The 15,668-nt window shown below is 66.6% G+C and carries 16 protein-coding genes; 10 read left to right on the top strand and 6 right to left on the bottom strand.

The features are described from left to right. Nucleotides 1-16: 16 nt before the first annotated feature. Nucleotides 17-901: a LysR family transcriptional regulator gene (locus ACE3TQ_RS14910; RefSeq protein ID WP_374583066.1), complete on the bottom strand. Its 885-nt coding sequence runs from the start codon at nt 899-901 to the stop codon at nt 17-19. Between the two features lie 90 nt (nt 902-991). Between ACE3TQ_RS14910 and mdtH the strand changes: the two genes are divergently transcribed. The 7 genes from mdtH (at nt 992) to ACE3TQ_RS14875 (ending at nt 9,710) form a co-directional block, all read left to right on the top strand. After that, nucleotides 992-2,179: a multidrug efflux MFS transporter MdtH gene (gene mdtH, locus ACE3TQ_RS14905; protein ID WP_374583065.1), complete on the top strand. Its 1,188-nt coding sequence runs from the start codon at nt 992-994 to the stop codon at nt 2,177-2,179. A 103-nt stretch (nt 2,180-2,282) separates the two neighbouring features. Beyond that, nucleotides 2,283-5,021, top strand: coding sequence for a TonB-dependent receptor (locus ACE3TQ_RS14900; protein WP_374583064.1), 2,739 nt, complete (start codon nt 2,283-2,285; stop codon nt 5,019-5,021). Between the two features lie 157 nt (nt 5,022-5,178). Beyond that, entirely contained in the window at nt 5,179-6,318 is a 1,140-nt protein-coding gene (locus tag ACE3TQ_RS14895; protein WP_374583063.1) for an exo-alpha-sialidase, read from the top strand. Between the two features lie 2 nt (nt 6,319-6,320). Then, entirely contained in the window at nt 6,321-6,812 is a 492-nt protein-coding gene (locus ACE3TQ_RS14890; RefSeq protein ID WP_374583062.1) for a TlpA family protein disulfide reductase, read from the top strand. Between the two features lie 44 nt (nt 6,813-6,856). Next, nucleotides 6,857-7,198: a hypothetical protein gene (locus ACE3TQ_RS14885; RefSeq protein ID WP_374583061.1), complete on the top strand. Its 342-nt coding sequence runs from the start codon at nt 6,857-6,859 to the stop codon at nt 7,196-7,198. Between the two features lie 65 nt (nt 7,199-7,263). Beyond that, nucleotides 7,264-9,357: a TonB-dependent receptor gene (locus tag ACE3TQ_RS14880; protein WP_374583060.1), complete on the top strand. Its 2,094-nt coding sequence runs from the start codon at nt 7,264-7,266 to the stop codon at nt 9,355-9,357. Nucleotides 9,358-9,410: 53 nt separating this feature from the next. Next, complete coding sequence (locus ACE3TQ_RS14875) at nt 9,411-9,710, top strand: hypothetical protein (protein ID WP_374583059.1); 300 nt, start codon at nt 9,411-9,413, stop codon at nt 9,708-9,710. Here ACE3TQ_RS14875 and ACE3TQ_RS14870 read toward each other — a convergent pair. Genes ACE3TQ_RS14870 through ACE3TQ_RS14860 form a run of 3 tightly spaced genes read right to left on the bottom strand, consistent with a single transcriptional unit; the run spans nt 9,707 to nt 11,337 of the window. Further along, nucleotides 9,707-10,063: a hypothetical protein gene (locus ACE3TQ_RS14870; RefSeq protein ID WP_374583058.1), complete on the bottom strand. Its 357-nt coding sequence runs from the start codon at nt 10,061-10,063 to the stop codon at nt 9,707-9,709. The two genes, ACE3TQ_RS14875 and ACE3TQ_RS14870, sit on opposite strands and share 4 nt — an antisense overlap. Further along, on the bottom strand, nt 10,047-11,072 hold the full coding sequence (locus ACE3TQ_RS14865; RefSeq protein ID WP_374583057.1) for a helix-turn-helix transcriptional regulator: 1,026 nt from the start codon (nt 11,070-11,072) through the stop codon (nt 10,047-10,049). The genes ACE3TQ_RS14870 and ACE3TQ_RS14865 overlap by 17 nt, the downstream gene beginning before the upstream one ends. Nucleotides 11,073-11,112: 40 nt before the next feature. Next, nucleotides 11,113-11,337, bottom strand: a complete 225-nt coding sequence (locus ACE3TQ_RS14860; RefSeq protein WP_374583056.1) for a hypothetical protein — start codon at nt 11,335-11,337, stop codon at nt 11,113-11,115. A gap of 124 nt (nt 11,338-11,461) precedes the next feature. Here ACE3TQ_RS14860 and ACE3TQ_RS14855 point away from each other — a divergent pair, with 124 nt between their 5' ends. After that, a complete protein-coding gene (locus ACE3TQ_RS14855; protein WP_374583055.1) occupies nt 11,462-12,340 on the top strand; it encodes a 5'-nucleotidase in 879 nt (292 codons plus the stop codon). Here the strand turns inward: ACE3TQ_RS14855 and ACE3TQ_RS14850 are convergent. Then, nucleotides 12,266-13,042, bottom strand: coding sequence for a pseudouridine synthase (locus tag ACE3TQ_RS14850; RefSeq protein ID WP_374583054.1), 777 nt, complete (start codon nt 13,040-13,042; stop codon nt 12,266-12,268). The genes ACE3TQ_RS14855 and ACE3TQ_RS14850 overlap by 75 nt on opposite strands. Before the next feature lie 28 nt (nt 13,043-13,070). Next, nucleotides 13,071-13,949, bottom strand: coding sequence for a LysR substrate-binding domain-containing protein (locus ACE3TQ_RS14845; protein ID WP_374583053.1), 879 nt, complete (start codon nt 13,947-13,949; stop codon nt 13,071-13,073). 104 nt (nt 13,950-14,053) lie between these two features. On the opposite strand from ACE3TQ_RS14845, the gene ACE3TQ_RS14840 reads away from it, so the two are divergent. After that, nucleotides 14,054-14,785, top strand: a complete 732-nt coding sequence (locus ACE3TQ_RS14840) for a glutathione S-transferase family protein (RefSeq protein WP_374583052.1) — start codon at nt 14,054-14,056, stop codon at nt 14,783-14,785. A 31-nt stretch (nt 14,786-14,816) separates the two neighbouring features. After that, nucleotides 14,817-15,596, top strand: a complete 780-nt coding sequence (locus ACE3TQ_RS14835) for a diguanylate phosphodiesterase (RefSeq protein WP_374583051.1) — start codon at nt 14,817-14,819, stop codon at nt 15,594-15,596. Nucleotides 15,597-15,668: the final 72 nt, after the last annotated feature.

Below are 15,668 nucleotides of genomic sequence, written 5' to 3'. Positions count from 1 at the left end.
AGCTTTTGTCCGATTGTCAGACCTGACCCCGAATCTTCCTCACCGCCTGGATGACGCGCTGCTTGGCTGCATCGGGCCGCTTGCCGCTGCGCCAGGCGGCCATCGCTTCCCATTCCCACTGCGGCAAGTCCGCGATATCCAGTTTGACCAGGTTGCCCAGCTTGAGCTGGCGCGCGGCGGCCATTTCCGGCATGAAGGTCAGGAAGCCGTGCTCCAGCGCCAGCTCGATCGCGGCGCTGGCGGGCTGGATGGCGTGGATCGCGCTATCGCTGCGGCGGTGCGCGCGCAGCAGGCGGATCAGTTCATCGCAGCCTTCGCCCCAGAACTGCGGCGCCAGGCGGGCATCGGCGACGTCGGCCAGCGTTAGGTGGCGGCGCCGCGTCAGGGGATGGCCACGCCGCACCACGGCCACAATCGGCGACACGTGCAGCCGCTCCAGCTGGATGCCGGCGATGGCGGGACACTTCAGCACAAAGCCCAGTTGCGCGCTGCCGGTCAGCAGCTTGTCCATGATCACGGGCGAGTGGTCGGTGGTACAGCGTACTTCCAGCGGCGCGTCGGCCAGCTCCAGCAGCAAGGGGCCGAAGATCAGCGACGTCAGCGAGGGGACGCAGGCCAGCGTCACCTGCGGCAGCGCCGGCGCGCCCTGCACCGCCTGCCGGCCGGCGGCAATCGCGTCCAGCGCCTGCTGTGCCGACGGCAGGAAAGTCAGGCACGCGGGCGTCGGCGTGGCGCCGCGGCGGTGGCGGGCGAACAGCTGCACGCCCAGCTGCTCCTCCAGCGCCGCCACGCGCTGGCTGACTTGCGGCTGCGACCAGCGGCGGTGCGCGGCGGCCAGGCTGAAGCTGCCGGACTCCACGATTTCGACCAGCAGGGACAGGTCGTCGATGCTCATAGCCATAACAAATTCCAATACGAAATATCATGAGATAGCGGCTTCTATTATGTCTTAAGCCTGCCTACACTGTCAGCATTACTCATGGGGGCAGGCATGGCAGCGGCGGCACGGGCAAGAAGGTTGGGCAAGCGTTTCCTGATGTTCGACCACATGCTGGTGGTGGCCGGCTTCTACCTGGTGTTCCCCATCATCGGCCTGCATTTCGTCGGCCAGCTCGGTTGGGCCGCTGCCGCCGTCGGCCTGGCGCTGGGTGTGCGCCAGGTGTCGCAGCAAGGCTTGGCCCTGTTCGGCGGCTCGCTCTCGGACCGCTTTGGCGCCAAGCCGATGATCATTGCCGGCATGCTGCTGCGCGCACTCGGCTTCGCGCTGATGGCTTTCGCCGCCAATCCGGCCTGGCTGCTCCTGTCCTGCGTGCTGTCCGGCCTGGGCGGCGCGCTGTTCGACCCGGCGCGCGCGGCGCTGGTGGTCAAGCTCACGCGTCCGGCCGAACGCCCGCGCTTCTTCTCGCTGCTGATGATGCAGGAGAGCGTAGCCGCCGTCAGCGGCGCCCTGCTCGGCACCATGCTGCTGGGACTGGATTTCCGCTGGGTGGCACTGGGCGGCTGCCTGGTGTTCATGCTGGCCGCGCTGGCCAACCACTGGCTGTTGCCGGCCTACCGCGCCGCCACGCCGGGCACGTCGGCCCTGGCGGCCATGCGCACGCCGCTGCGCGACCGCCCTTACCTGCTGCTGGTGCTGACGCTGAGCGGATACTACATCCTGACCGTGCAGCTGATGCTGCTGGTGCCGGTCACGCTGACCGAGCTGGCCGGCACGCCGCGCGCCGTGGCCTGGATGTACGCGATGGACGCGGTGCTGGCCCTGCTTCTGCTGTACCCGATGGCGCGCCTGGGCGAGCGTTACCTGACGCTGGAGGCGCGCCTGCTGGCCGGCATCGGCATCATGTGCTGCGCCGTACTGGCCATGGCGGTGACGCGCGGCCTGGCGCCGATGTTTGCCTGCGTCGCCGTGTTCTATACCGGCTCACTGGTGGCGGAACCGGCGCGCGAATCGCTGGTGTCGCGCTATGCGCAGCCATCGGCGCGCGCCAGCTACATGGGCCTGAGCCGCTTCGGCCTGGCCGTGGGCGGCCTGTTCGGCTACACGGCCGGCGGCTGGCTGCTGGACTGGAGCCGCGCCGTGCGCACGCCGGCCCTGCCCTGGCTGGTGCTGGCCGCCATCGGCCTGCTCACCTTGTGCGCACTGGCCTTGCGCGCCGCGCCGGCCCGGCAGCACACATAGATATCTGATAACTCAATACATCGCCGCGTTTTCTTCATACCTGCGGAAAGGCTTTGAAGACTAATCTCCCTGCTCACCAATAGACCAAAAAAGGGAGACTCACATGCGACACATCTTCAGCAGCGGCGTTGCGCTCAGCCTGGGCATGCTGGTACACGCGGCATATGCACAGGACGATATCCAGCGCGTCCACATCACCGGTTCCAGCATCAAGCGCATTGCGGCCGAAGGCGCGCTGCCGGTGCAGACGCTCACGCGCGCGCAGATCGAACAGAGCGGCGTCAACTCCGTGGCCGACCTGGTGGCGATGCTGCCCGCCATGCAAGGCTTCACCACCGCCTCGTCCTCCGTCAACGGCGGCAGCAACGGCGTGCAGACCGCATCCCTGCACGGCATCGGCGAAGGCTACACCCTGGTCCTGCTGAATGGCCGACGCATGGCGCCCGCCACCTCCGGCAGCACCGTCAACCTGGCCGGCATCCCGCTGTCCGCCGTTGAGCGCGTGGAAATCCTGGCTGACGGCGCCAGCACCTTGTACGGTTCGGACGCTATTGCCGGTGTGGTCAACTTCATCCTCAAGAAGGACCAGCAGGCGCTGGTGATCGAAGCAGGCTTGAACCGCCCGCAGGAGAGCGGCGGCCGCTCGCACAGCGCCAGCATCACCAAGGGCTGGGGCGACCTCGATAAGGATGGCTACAACGTGCTGCTCTCCGCCGCGCGCGACGAGCAGCGCGCCCTGCACGTCAGCCAGCGCAGCTTCAGCCAAAGCGGCGTGATCCCCTTCACCCAGGACGGCAAACGCTATGCGCTGTATCGCCTGAGCACCAACGCCCAGCCGGGCCGCGCCACCGTGCGCTACCTGGATGCGGCCGGCCAGCCGAACTCCGTCGTCTTCACGCCCGACTACCTGGCCACGGGCAAGTGCAACGGCATGCGCCTGTACCTGGTGGACAAGGCCTGCCAGTTCGACTTCACCAGCCTGGTGCAGGCGCTGCCCGAGCATCAGCGCGACAGCCTGTTCGGCTCCGCCAACGTCAAGCTGGGCGAGAACACCACCGTGTTCGCGGAGCTGGTCGGCTCCCGCTTCGACAGCATTGCGCAGTATGCGCCGCTGGCCAACGGCTACAGCGTGCCGATCGGCGGCAACATGTACAACAAGTCGGTCGCGCCCCACCTGGCGCGCCTCGGCATCAGCCCCGCCCAGGTCACCGGCGCCTCCATGAACGTCCGCCTGCTCGACGCCGGCGGCCGCACCAACGACTTCCGCACCGATGTGCGCCACCTGACGCTCGGCCTGGAAGGCAACCTGGCCAAGTGGGACTACAGCGCCAGCCATACCCATTCGCAGAACAAGGCCAGCGACAGCGCGGTCGGCGGCTATGTCGACAACGCCAAATTCCAGGCCCTGCTGGACAGCGGCGCGTTCGATCCTTTCGCGCCCGCTGGCAGCGCGGCCTCCGTGCTGGCGCCCATCGTGCTGCACAAGAAGGTCAGCGCCACCGACTCGCGCCTGGACGTGTTCAACGCGCGCGCTTCGACCTCGCTGTTCGGCCTGCCGGGCGGCAGCGCCCAGCTGGGCATCGGCGCCGATGCCAGCCGCCAGTCCTACCAGTACGACCCGGACCTGGCCTTCTTCCCCGGCTCGAAACCGGTCGATGCGCACCGCCGCAACTGGGGCAGCTATGCCGAACTGCTGCTGCCGCTGGCCAAACAGCTCGACCTGACCGCCGCCGCCCGCTACGACAGCTACAGCGCCGTGTCCAACGCCTACAGCGACAGCGGCACGCAAGGCAACTCCGCCAGCAAGGCCACCTACAAGCTCGCCCTGCGCTACCGCCCGCTGGAGCCGCTGCTGCTGCGCTCCTCCTACGGCACCGGCTTCAAGATGGCCGACCTGACCTCCATCGTCAATCCGCTGCAGGACGGCGGCGCGTCCGGCTTCCACGTCTGCCCCATCACCAACCGCAGCGACCCGCGCTACGCGCTGTGCTTCCCCGGTTCCACCGAATACACCCTGCTCACCGGCGGCAATCCGTTCAAGGGCGAGGCCGGCCTGAAGCCGGAGCAGTCCAGGCAAGCCAGCATCGGCCTGCGCTATGAACCGGCCAGCCAGCTCTCGCTCGGCCTGGACTGGTGGGATGTGCGCCTGACCAACCAGATCCAGACCCTGTCGGAAGACGTCGTGTTCGACAACCCCACCGTGTACGACGCCCTGTTCCGCACCTACTACAACCCGATCCAGAAACTGAACGTGCTGGCCGCCGCGCTTACGCCATTCAACCTGGCCAGTTCGCGCTTCCAGGGCGTGGACTGGGACCACACCCTCAAGCTGCCGACCGCCGTGGGCAAACTGGGCGTGCACTGGACCGGCACGTACATGCTGAAGTCCGAACAGGAAGCGCCGGGCGCCGGCGTGGAGAAGAACATCGGCCGCTTCAACTCCTACTCCAACGTCACCTTCCGCATCATCTCGCGCCTGGCCGCCACGCTGGCCACCAGCCAGCGCTGGGCCCACACGGCAGCGCTGCAGTACCGCTCCGGCTACACCGACCAGGTGTACAGCGTCGGCGCCGCCACCGTGGTCGAACTCAGGGAAGATGGCAGCGCCGGCCCCTTCGTCGCCATGAAACGCCAGGTGTCCTCGTACACCACGCTCGACTGGCAAAGCAAGTTCGCCTGGAACGCCAGCGCCTCGCTCACCTTCGGCATCCGCAACCTGCTGGACCGCGCGCCGCCGTTCACCATCCGCACCGCCGGCGGCGGCAACCAGTCCGGCTACGACGGCCGCTATGCCGACGCCCTGGGACGCCAGTTCTACCTGCGCGGCAGCTACCGCTTCTGAACAAAAAAAAAGCCCGCTTCGCAGCGGGCATAAACACTTTGGTTGGGTGATTCCATTGTAGTGCGCAAAAGCGCGTTTGATTCTCTCCAATCGTCACCCTCGGCGAAGTTGATCTGAGTCATGGAACGGTGCCACACTGCCAGGCGATCATCGCAGCATGAAAGCCTACCTGCTCCCCTTCCTTGCCGCCGCGACCCTGACGGCCCCCGCCGCCCTGGCTGCGACGTCCCTGCCCCAGCTGGGCAGCTCTGGCGCCTTCGACGCGCAGGGGCGGCTGTGGGTGGCCCATGCCGCCGATGGCAACATCATCCTGCAAACGAGCGCGGACCAGGGCCGCAGCTGGAGCGCGCCGCGCGCCGTGCTGGCGAAGCCGGAAGCGGTGGAGGCAAACGGCGAAGCACGGCCGAAAATCGCCTTCGGCCCGCAAGGCCAGCTCTACCTGAGCTACACGCAGTCGCTCGGAAAGCCACATACGGGCAATATTCGTTTCACTCGGTCGGTAGACGGAGGCCAAACCTTCTCCGCCCCGATAACCGTGCAACGCGACCGGGCCGAAACCGGCCACCGCTTTGACGATATCCAGGTCGATGCGGAAGGCCGCATCTTCCTCACCTGGCTCGATAAGCGCGATAAGGACGCCGCGCAGGCCGCCCAGCGGCCATATCGCGGCATCGCCATCTACTACGCCGTCTCCGCAAACCAGGGCGCCAGCTTCGGCGACGACATCAAGCTGGCCGACCACACCTGCGAATGCTGCCGCGTCGCCACCGCGCTTGACGAGCAGGGACGCGTGCACGCCATGTGGCGCCACATCTTCGAGCCGAACATCCGCGACCACGCCATCGCGCTGCTGCCCGCCAGCGGCCGGCCAGCGCAACCGGAGCGCGCGACGCACGACGGCTGGAAGATCGACGCCTGCCCGCATCGCGGCCCGTCGCTGGCGTTCGACAGCAGTGGCCAGCGCCACCAGGTCTGGTTCAGCGGCGCCAATGACGAAGGCGGCCTTTTCTACTCGGGCAATGGAAAGCTGATGCGCCTGGGCGGCCCGCAAGCCGAACAAGGCGAAGTGGCTGCCATCGGGCGCCGCGTGGTCGTGGCATGGAAGGAGTTCGACGGCACGGCCACCGGCATCCACGCCAAGGTATCGCAGGATGGCGGCGCCACCTGGCGCGAGCACACGCTCGCCACCACGCAAGGCAATTCCGACCATCCGCACCTGCTGCGCCATGGCGGCGCGGCCTGGCTGCTGTGGCGCACCGCTGACGAGGGTTTCGTCGTCCGCAAGATCGAGGATTGAACATGGACATGCTGCGTACTTTTTCCATCGTGGCCCTGGCGGCAGCGGCCCTGGCTGCGGCCAGCGCCGCCAGCGCCAGCGGCCTGAAGCCGTTCGAACCGCTCAGCCCGGAACAGATCGCGGCCAGCCACAAGGGCAAGCCATTCGTACTGCTGGTGTGGTCGATGGATTGCGAATTCTGCCAGCAAAGCCTGGACGTTTTGGCGAAGGCGCGCGCCGCCAATCCCGGCTTCGACATCGTCACCATTACCACCGACCCGCTGGCCGATGCCGCCCTTGCCGGCATGGTGAAGAAGCGTCTCTCCTCCATCGACCTGATGGCCGATGCCTGGAGCTTCGGCGCCCTGCCGCCCGAACGCCTGCGCTATGCCATCGACCCGCGCTGGCGCGGCGAGAAACCGCGCAGCTACTGGTACGACGCCCAGGGCCAGCGCGTAGCCTATTCCGGCGTGATCACCAGCGCCGTCATTGAGCGGATGCGCGCAAATCCTTGACCTTGTTCATGGATTGATAACCCTGCCATCGCTACGATGGGCACATGCTCTCGCCACGCTTCACCCGCCGCTTCATTACCCTGCTGTTGCTGCTCTACGTAGCACTGCAAGGCTATGCCGCCGCAGCGCAGGCGGTCATGCCGCAGATGAACCACGCGGCCTGCAGCGAGCACGATCACCACGATACGCAAGACGAACATGGGATGGCGGACTGCCTGGCCCAGTGCCAGCTTTGCGGCGGCCCGGCCCTGGCGCCCGGCTTCAGCAAACCCTCCGCTCCCGCACCGCATGACCTCACAGGTCCTCGGACCGCCATCATCGCGGCGAACCACGATGGCGAATCCCATCTGCCGCAACAGGCGCGCGCGCCCCCTCCAGCCGTGTGACACCTGCTCTTATTCCAATGCGCCGCGCCCCCGCGGCGCACACCCAGTCACACCGGAGAAAAAAAATGAAACCGCAGTTACGCAAGCACCTGCTTGCAATGTCTGTTGCTACCGCACTGCCCTGCTACGCGCAAACCACCCTCCCTACCGTTGTCATCACCGGCTCCAACCCAGACGTCATGCAAGTGGACGTCAGCAAAAAAGGCTTCCCCAGCGATACCGCAGCCCTGCTGCAATCCGTGCCCGGCGTGAGCATGGTCAGCGGCGGCGGTGTATCCGCCCTGCCCTCGATCCGCGGCCTGGCCGACGACCGCCTGCGCATCCAGGTCGACGGCATGGACCTGGTTTCGGCCTGCGCCAACCACATGAATCCCGCGCTGTCGTACATCGCGCCGTCGCAAGTTGAATCGATCCAGGTCCTGCCCGGCATTACCCCGGTGAGCGTGGGCGGCGATTCCATCGGCGGCACCATCCGCGTGCGCTCGGCCGACCCGAAATTCGCCGAAGCCGGCGGCCTTCTGCGCGAAGGCCAGGCCACCTTTGTCTACCGCAGCAACGGCAATGTGCGCGACGCCAGCCTGGCCGCGACCCTGGCCAGCGAGACCTTCTCCGCCAGCTACCGCGGCGCATCGATCAAGTCCGACAACTATGAAGATGGCAACGGCCGCGCCGTCGGCTCCTCCGCCTACGAATCGCGCAACCACGCGCTGACCCTGGCCATGCGCGCCGAAGGGCGCCTGCTGGAACTTAAGCTCGGCCTGCAGCGCATGCCCTACCAGGGCTTCCCCAACCAGCGCATGGACCTGACCCGCAACGACAGCGAGCAGATCAACCTGCGCTACCTGGAACGCTTCGGCTGGGGCACGCTGGAAGGCCGCGTCTACCGCGAACACACGCGCCACGCCATGAACTTCGGCCCGGACAAGCAGTTCTGGTACGGCGCGCTGAAGAACATCCCCGGCATGCCGATGGATACCGAAGGCGAAAACACCGGCCTCTCGCTCAAGGCCACCACCCAGCTGGCGGAACGCGACACGCTGCGCATCGGCGCCGACTACCGCCGCTACCGCCTGGACGACTGGTGGGAACCTTCCGGCGGCGGCATGGCGCCGGACACGTTCTGGAACATCCGCGACGGCCAGCGCGACCGCCTGGCCGGCTTCGCCGAATGGGAGCGCCGCTGGAGCCCGCAATGGTTCACCCAGCTCGGCCTGCGCGCCGAACAGGTCACCAGCAACACCGGCACCGTGCAAGGCTATAACGCCAGCTACCTCAAGGACGCCAGCGCCTTCAACGCCCTCGACCGCAAGCGCGACGACCACAACCTGGACCTGACCGCGCAGGCACGCTACGTGCCGTCGCCGGAAGCCACCATCAAGTTCGGCTACGCCCGCAAGACCCGCTCGCCCAACCTGTACGAGCGCTACACCTGGTCCACCGGCGGCATGGCGATGGCCATGGTGAACATTGCGGGCGACGGCAACGGCTACGTCGGCGATCCATCCCTGCGCCCCGAAGTGGCGCACATGGCCACCGGCAGCATCGAATGGCACGACGCCGCGCAGGAGAAATGGTCGCTCGCCTTCTCGCCCTACTACACAAGGGTGAACGACTACATCGACGCCCGCTGCCTGACGACCTGCAAGCCGAACGTCTTCGTCAACCTGCGCTTTGCCAACGTCGACGCCACGCTGTACGGCGCCGAAATCGCCGGCCATGCGGCGCTGGCCAGCGGCGCCTACGGTTCGCTGTCCGGCGACCTGCTGGTGAACTATGTGCGCGGCGAAAACCGCAGCACCGGCGACAACCTGTACAACATGATGCCGCTCAATACCCGCCTGGCGCTGAACCACCGCCTGGGCGCCTTGAGCAGCACCCTGGAGCTGCAGGCGGTATCGGCCAAGGACCGCACTTCGCAGGTGCACAATGAACGGCGCACCGCAGGCTACGCGCTGGCAGCCCTGCGCACCAGCTACGCCTGGAAGAAGGTGCAGCTCGACTTCGGCATCGACAACCTGTTCGACCGCCGCTACGATCTGCCGCTGGGCGGCGCCTACGTCGGCCAGGGCATGACCATGGCGCTGAACGGCGTACCGTACGGGATCGGCGTGGCAGGCATGGGCCGCTCCGTGTACGCCGGCCTGACCTTCAAGCTGTAAGCAGCCTGGCCATTCGCGCGCGCCCCTTTGCCGGGGCGCTGTAGCATTAGGCCATGGCTAAGGACGGCAAACAGAAGCTCGACCATGCGGTCGACGACCTGGAACGTGAAGTCCCGGGCAAAGCCCGGCGCTTCATCGAATGGGCGCGCTCCGACCAGGCGCGCTGGGTGCGCATCCCCCTGGCGCTGCTGCTGATCGCGGTGGGCATTTTCCTGCCCTACCTGCCCGTGCTGGGCGTGGAAGACATCGTCATCGGCTTACTGCTGCTGTCCTACGATATCCCCTTCCTGCGCAAGCCCATGGCCGCCCTGCTGGAATGGCTGGTCCGGCTCTGGCGGCGCGTGCACCACTAGTCCCAGTAACCAGGTGCGTCGTGGTGCGCGTTGCGCATCGCCATCGCCAGCGGCATGGCGTAAAAGCGCACGCCTTCCTGGCGCATGCTGCCGTCCGCGTACTCCAGGTAATTACGCAGGGTGCGGTACTGCGGCAAGCCTTCGTCGTACGGCACGTCGATGTACACCTGTCCGCGATAGGGCTGCAGGCCGCTGCCATCGCAGAACGGTCCGCATTCCTGCCAGGCCATGCCATGCGCGTCCAGCCACGCCAGCACTTGCGCGCGGCCGGCGTGGGCATCGAATTCCAGGTACAGCACGTCGCGCTGCTTGCTGCGGCCGATGGCGTCGATATGTTCAAGCAGCACCGGCATCGCCGCCTCCATACGCGGCAGCCATGCGCAGCGCGGTTTGCCGCAGTTCTTCGCGCAGGTCGGCCGGCTCGTGCACCACCACACCGTCCCCGAAGCCCAGCAGCCACCACGTCAGGGCGCGCGTGCGCGGCACGGTGGCGATCAGGCGCAAGGTGTCGGGCGATTCGTTGAACAGCACCTGGTCCTTACTCAACGGCGTTTCCGCCAGGTGCTCGCCGGCGGCGCGTTTGAATACCGCCTGCAGGCGGATCTCGCCGCCGTCGGCAATGCCGAACTGGCCCTGTGCGATGAAGGCATCGATATCGAAGCCTGCCGGGCGGCGCGCCGGCAGGTGCAGGACTTCGGCCTGCTTCACGCGGTGCAGGGCAATGGTGCGCGCGTCGTCGTAGCCGGCGAACAGGCACACCAGGTACACCGTGCCGCCCTTCTGCACAATCGCCAGCGGATGCACCGCCTCGTACACGGCCAGCGTGCTGCCGTCGCGTTTCAGGTAATGCAGTTTGAGCTGGCTGTCCTTCATCAGCGCATCGTAGACCGTGCGCTGGCAGGCATCGTCCAGCTCCGGCGGCAGCAAGGGCTGGGCGGCCGGGATGCTGCGCACCTTGCCCAGCCAGGCCTTGGTGTGCGCCTTGTCGTCGGTCGCGGCCAGCGTATGCGCGGCCGCCGAGAAGTGCGGCCGCAAGGCGTCCAGCGTCGAAGGCGGCAGCTGGTGCCGCAGGTGCTGCTCCACCATGGTCAGGGTCAGCGCTTCCGGCACGCTCATGCCCGGCAGGCTGAAGGCGGCGCCATCGCGCTGCCAGCTCCACTTGAACGGTTTGCTGGAGTCGTCCACCAGCAGCGGGAACAAGCCTGCCAGCGCGTTCAGGTCGCGTTCGACCGTGCGTTTATCGACCGGGAATTCAGCCTGCGCCAGCCGGTCCGTGATATCCGCCGCCGTAATGCTCTGCGGCGCGCGCGGCACCAGGCGCAGCATATTCCACTGGCGCAGCATGGATTCTTTGGAAGCCATCTACCTTAACCTTTAGTTATCCGATGTTTCATTGTAGCAATTATTTGAGCCTTGCGCCGCGCATGCCGCTTGGCGTCACCACAATTTCCCAGAACCCCTGCGCCTCCAGCGTCGCCGCCAGCGAGCACGCATGCTGGTAACCCAGGCGGAAGCGCACCTGCAGGCGCGACACCGGGCAAGCCAGCAAACCATCGCGCGCCACCGTCAGGCCACGCACAAACTCCATTGCCGCCGTGATCTCGGCCGCCGTAATCATTCCAGCCAAACATTGCCTCCCTGGCGCGTTGCAGACCGGCCGGAGTATGGCGCGCGGCTGCGACGAAATACGTCGCACGCGCTGCGACACGTTTTGTCGCAGCAGCTGCGACAATAGCGCTAAAGGAGGAAGTATGAAGCTTGTCATCGCCATTTCTTCACGCGCCCTGTTCCAGCTCGATGAGAGCCACGCGATCTATGAGACGCAAGGCGTGGACGCCTACTGCGCCCACCAGCGCGCCAACGAACACGTGGTGCTGGAGCCCGGCCCGGCCTTCACGCTGGTGAAAAAGCTGCTCGCCCTGAACAAGGGTGTGGAAGTGGTGCTCCTGTCGCGCAACAGCGCCGACACGGGCCTGCGCATCTTCAACTCGATCGAGCACTACCAGCTGGACATCAAGCGCGCCGCCTTCTGCTCCGGCGCCAGCACGCACCGCTATGTGGAAGCGTTCGGCGCCCAGCTGTTCCTGTCCACCAACCCGGACGATGTGCGCGAATCGCTGGCCCATGGCCACGCCGCCGCCACCATCCTGCCCTCCAACCGCGAGAACGACAGCGGCCAGCTGCGCATTGCCTTCGACGGCGACGCGGTGCTGTTCTCCGACGATTCGGAGCGCATCTACAAGCAGCTTGGCCTGGATGCCTTCGCCCGCAACGAGAAGGAAGCGGCGCGCGACCCGATGCCGGGCGGACCGTTCAAGAACTTCCTGGCCGCCCTGCACGCCATCCAGGCCGCCTACGGCCCGGATGATTCGCCGATCCGCACCGCCCTGGTCACGGCCCGTTCCGCCCCGGCGCACGAACGCGTGATCCGCACCCTGCGCGCCTGGGATATCCGCATTGATGAAGCCCTGTTCCTGGGCGGTATGCCGAAAGGCGTGTTCCTTAAAGCCTTTGGCGCCGATATCTTCTTCGACGACCAGCCGGTGCACTGCGAATCAGCGCGCGAGTTCGTCCCCACCGGGCACGTCCCCTACGGCATCGCGAACGCCGCTGTCGCCGGGGAAGATTGACAGCACCTGCAGGAAACTGGCTTCCGGCGCGGCAGCCAGCTCCAGCAGCTCGCCCGTTGCCGGGTGCCTGAACGACATGCCGACCGCCGCCAGCATCAGCCGGCCAAAGCCGAAACGCTCGGCGAAATAGCGGTTGTGCCGCCCGCGCCCGTGGTTGGCGTCGCCGATGATCGGGTGGCTGATGTGCTTCATATGGCGCCGCAGCTGGTGGCGGCGGCCGGTTTCCGGGAACAGCTCCACCAGGCTGTAACGGCTGCTGCTGTAGCCCTCAATGGCGACCGGTATCTCGGTGGTGGCCAGGCGCCGGTAGCGCGTCAGCGCCTCGCGGACCGGCGCTTCCTCCTCCTTGCAGCGCCGGTCTTCCGGCTCCTCGCGCAAGGGATGGTCGATCACCCCTTCCAGCGGCGCCCAGCCGCGCACCATGGCCAGGTAGCGCTTGCGCACCTCGCCCGCCATGAAAGCCTTGCCCAGTATGCTGGCCGTCTGCTGGTCGCGCGCAAACAGCAGCAGGCCGGAAGTCGGCCGGTCCAGCCGGTGCACGGCGTAGACGTATTCGCCGCCGTTCATCTCGCGCGCATACTGCAGCGCGAACTCGGTTTCATGCGGATCGATCGGGCTGCGGTGCACCAGCAAGCCGGCCGGCTTGTGCACTGCCAGCAGCCACTGGTCGCGATAGATTTCGGTAAGGGGATTGGTCTTCATGACAGGCGCTATTGTCCCACACGGCGCCTTAGCCGCGCGCGATGGCGTCGGCCACCAGCCGCACGGACGGCAGCTGGCCGCGCCGGTGCGGCATGAGCAGCGTAGTCGTCACCGTGCCGGCTCGCCATTGCGGCAGCACGCGCTGCAAGCGTCCGGCTTCCAGCGCCTCGCCGACCATGCGCAGCGGCAGGCAGGTAATGCCCAGGCCGGCCTGCGCCGCCTGCACCAGCACCGACGACTCATTCGCATGCATGCGCGCCTGCGGCGTAGCCTCCGCCTTTGCGCCCGCCTCGTCCTCCAGCAGCCACGGGCCGCCGCCCGCAGCGCTCACCAGGCCGGCATGCTGCGCCAGGTCTTGCGGCTGCAGCGGCACGCCGTGCGCTGCAAGGTAAGCGGGCGACGCGACCAGCACGACAGGCTCCGAGGCCACGCGCCGCTGCACCAGGCCAGAGTCGGGCAGCGGCGCAAAGTGGTCGCGCACGGCGATATCGAAGCCCTCCTGCACCATGTCCACAAAGCGGTCGCTGACATGCACCGAGACGAAGACCTTGGGATACTCAAGCGCCACCTGCGCCAGCACCCTGGCCAGCACCGTCTGCGCCGTCGGCACCGAAGCGGTAATGCGCACCGTGCCGCTGGGCTCCGCCAGGCGCCCTTTCACCACATCTTCCGCCGCATCGGCCTCGATCAGCATGGCCGAAGCGTGGCGATAGAAATCCTGCCCCAGCTCCGTCACCGTGAAGCGGCGCGACGTGCGCTGGATCAGCCGCACACCCAGCTCCGCCTCCAGCGCCGCCACGCGTTTGGCCAGCGTCGATTTCGGCGTGCCCGTGTGGCGCGCGGCCTGGGCGAAGCCGCCATGCTCCACCACTTGCACGAAAAAGTAATAGTCGTTCAGGTTCCGCATCCATCATCCACAAGTAGAGACTTTGCTTCCATTCTAGACCATCTTTTCGCGCATCGTTCACGCACATATATTTCCCCTACCAACACACCACATGGAGAAAACAAATGAAACCAGTAATCTTTTACGGCGTACCCAGCGGCTGCTCCCTGGCATCGGTGATCGCTTCCGAATGGCTCGGCCAGCCCTACCACCTGGTGCGGATCGAGATGATGGAGCAATGGCCCGAGCAGTTCGCCCGCGTCAATCCGCGCATGAAAACGCCTGCCATGCTGACCGCCAACGGCGACAGCCTGACCGAAAGCCTCGCCATCCTGCAGCACATCGGCCAGCGCGGCGTGGCGCAAGGCCTGGGCTTCGCACCGGGCACGCCGGATGCCGACCACCTGGCATCGATGTTGTCCTACCTGGTCACCGACCTGTTCGCAGCCTTTGCACCGCTATGGAAGCTGTACGACGCCGGCACCGACGATCCGACCGTGAAAAGCGTGCTGCGCAAATACGGCGAAGACGCGGTGCGCGTGGAATACGCCTACCTCGAGTCCCTGCTGTCCGGACGCGAATGGCTGCTGGGCGGCGCCAAGCCGACCGTTGCCGACGCCTACCTGTACGCCATTGGCCGCTGGGCCGAGTACCACAATGTGTTCAAGCTGGAAGACGACTACCCGAACGTGGCGCGCTACATGCGCAAGCTGGCCGGCGATCCCGCCGTGCGCTTCGCGCTGGAGATTGAAAAGAACGGCGATGCGCGCGGCAACGGCAGCTTCCAGGGCCATCTGAATATTACGCAGTTGGATATGCCGAAAGCTTCGTTCACTTCGCAGGCCGCCGCGGCATAGACTGGGCTTCCACGCACTCCAAGGAGCCGACATGAGCTACCCAGCCCTGCAAGCCTATATTGAACGCCTCGCAAGCGGACAGGCACCATCCAGCAGCTTGCGCCTAGGCGAAGACGGCCAGGTCGAAGGGCACATCTTTAACTGCTGGCTGGGTAGCTCCTTCCACACCATCCGCGAACTGGAAAGCGGCGTGCCCACCGCATTCGCCGGCCGCGTGCGCGGCATCAGCGCCGAGGACCAGGGCCTGCCGCTCTGGTCCTACCTCGACGGCGCCGCCAGCGACGACGAATCGGTAGCGCTGGACCGCCTGTGCCGCACGCTCCACTCCATCAACTTCTTCCGCCGCGACGATGCCGGTACACTGCACCTGAACGTACACGACCGCCTGCTCAGCGCCGTCAGCAGCAACCACGGCATGGCCTTCCGCCGCATCCTCGACTCGCTCGGCCTGCCGCTCGAGCGCATCGTGCTGCAGCTGCCCGCCGTGAACGCGCGCCAGAACTGGATGCTGAACTACGTGGCCGACAACTACCGCCGCAATGGCTTCCGCATTTCAGTGAAGGTTGCCAGCGCCGCGCAGTTGCCCTCCATCCTGGGACACGCCCGCGTGGACGGCATCCGTATCGCCAGCCTGCACGGCGCCAACGCCGCCGAACTCACGCAAGTGCTGGCCCAAGCCGCCGCGTTGAATGTGGAGGTACTGGTGAAGGACGACACGCCAGCCCTGCGCGAAGCAGTCGCCCGCACCGGCGCCTGGGTGCTGCTGCAGGAACGCGCGCATGGTGCTGCAGCAGACCGGCTGGCGGCATAGCCTCAAGGATCAAGCTAACGATAACGCTTACTCGCAGGAGCACTCCAGGTCGCCGCACGCGCGAAACGCGGC

It is taken from the genome of Pseudoduganella sp., from assembly GCF_041914865.1.
In the GTDB taxonomy this organism is placed as follows: Bacteria; Pseudomonadota; Gammaproteobacteria; order Burkholderiales; family Burkholderiaceae_D; genus Rugamonas.
This window is presented reverse-complemented; position numbering and strand designations above follow the sequence as displayed.